The organism is Haloparvum sedimenti (assembly GCF_001462205.1).
Taxonomy (GTDB): domain Archaea; phylum Halobacteriota; class Halobacteria; order Halobacteriales; family Haloferacaceae; genus Haloparvum; species Haloparvum sedimenti.
Genome location: NZ_LKIR01000077.1, coordinates 1 through 1,103 on the forward strand (window position 1 = coordinate 1; position 1,103 = coordinate 1,103).

At 62.2% G+C, this 1,103-nt stretch carries 2 protein-coding genes and 1 pseudogene; all 3 read left to right on the forward strand.

Going from position 1 to position 1,103, the window contains the following annotated elements; translation table 11 throughout:
• Window positions 1-287, forward strand: a pseudogene (locus tag AN233_RS17185) (hypothetical protein); the annotation flags it as partial.
• Window positions 284-433, forward strand: coding sequence for a hypothetical protein (locus tag AN233_RS17190; RefSeq protein WP_176696645.1), 150 nt, complete (start codon window positions 284-286; stop codon window positions 431-433). The pseudogene AN233_RS17185 and the gene AN233_RS17190, both read left to right, overlap by 4 nt.
• 142 nt (window positions 434-575) lie before the next feature.
• Window positions 576-899, forward strand: a complete 324-nt coding sequence (locus AN233_RS05270; RefSeq protein WP_058365796.1) for a hypothetical protein — start codon at window positions 576-578, stop codon at window positions 897-899.
• Window positions 900-1,103: the final 204 nt, after the last annotated feature.

Here is a 1,103-nt window from a genome sequence, read left to right on the forward strand (position 1 = left end):
ACGAACAACGCGGCGTGCTCAGCCACTCTATCGATCAACGTGCTCGCGAACGGCTCGCGGAGCTGTGTGAACTCGTCGTGCCGGATGCGCCCACGTGGGGCGACCACTGGGACACGATGCAGATCGAGGCAGCCGTCGCGGAGGCTCGCACCTGGCTCCGGACCAACACGAACGCGGCCGAGCGTGCGGATGTCCAGTATGGGGCAGCGTTGGAGAGTGAGAACCGGTCCACCGGCCGGCACGCAGCGGGCCGCGAGCACGACGGAAGCGAGGAGAACGGACAGTGAGCCGTCTCAGGTACGACCTTGAGCGGTACATGCGCCGTGAGGAGTGTCCCGTCTGCGGCGCCGTTGGCGGGGAACACGAAGTCGGCTGTCCGGAAGATCACGTCGAGGTCCACGTTGTCGATAGAGAGCCCAAAGACGACGAGTAGGACCGGCCCGCGGTCGGCGCCGGCCGCGGCCGGCCGCGATCCCTGGAGACGACCGTGGGACCGAGTTCGGAGCGTTCTCACAACAATCTTAACCAACACAGCTATGCTTGTGGGCGCCTTTGTTGGTTAACACAAAGTGTCGATGTCCGACAGCCACCCAACACCTCCCGAGGACCTCCCCTCCGATGTCGTCGAGACACTCGACGACTGTTCGCCAGAGGTACTCCGGCAGATCGCGACGTACGCCGAAGACCTCGCGGAGTCTCGTGAGGAGGAAGATCGTGCCGGAGAGGAATCCGACGAAGACACGGTCGACGAAGAGGTGGACGACCTCCCCGAAGGCGTCCCATCGAGAGCAACCCTCACGATCAAAGAGATCAACGACAACCGCTACTACTACTGGCAATGGAGGGAAGGAGACCAAGTGAAGTCGAAGTACAAAGGACCCGTCAATCCAAATGAGTGAAGGGATACCAGCAAGCGGATAGGATCAATCGCGGATGACTCCCAGCCGGGACGGTTCCACGCTCCCGAGAGACACGAAGCCGTTACCGTCACACACGAACGACTTCAGGATCGGTCCTCCCAACGCCGGCGACCGCCAGCACGGATCTTGCAACATCGTAGACAACCTGCGTACCGTGGTTCCTTCTACTCCGTGTGGCGACCG